The 371-nt window shown below is 49.1% G+C and carries 1 protein-coding gene; it reads left to right on the top strand.

Going from position 1 to position 371, the window contains the following annotated elements; genetic code table 11:
• A partial coding sequence (locus tag EZM41_RS13480) for a hypothetical protein (protein WP_232619008.1) occupies window positions 1-270 on the top strand: 270 nt, incomplete at its 5' end.
• Window positions 271-371 lie beyond the last annotated feature (101 nt).

Genomic DNA, 371 nt, shown 5'->3' with positions numbered 1-371 from the left:
ACTCCACAAACCTTGGCCGATCTGCTCATCAATGGCCAGATTGCCGATGGTGCCTGGATTGGGGCGGCCTCACCGTGTGGGATAACCGCTAACGGGTCATGGTACGTACGGCTTGATCCGCTCAGAAGTTTCGGGAATTTGTCAATCAATAGTCAGTATATTGCGCCGGTGGGAGGCATTCTGGTCGGATATGACAATGTTTCTATTGATGGTTCCTGGACCGTAGGTGATGCAGGACCAAGAGCCACGATGGAAATTATGCAATTATAGCGAGGAGGTGAAGATATGGCTGAGGCAGTGGGAATAAACCGGTATAGGTAAAAAATAGCAAGGCACATGTATAACTAAAGCCCGCTACCCAGGATTAGATT

Source organism: Acetomicrobium sp. S15 = DSM 107314 (assembly GCF_016125955.1).
GTDB classification, from domain to species: Bacteria; Synergistota; Synergistia; order Synergistales; family Thermosynergistaceae; genus Thermosynergistes; species Thermosynergistes pyruvativorans.
The sequence above is the reverse complement of the archived record's forward strand: the minus strand, read 5'-3'. Positions and strand labels throughout refer to the sequence as shown.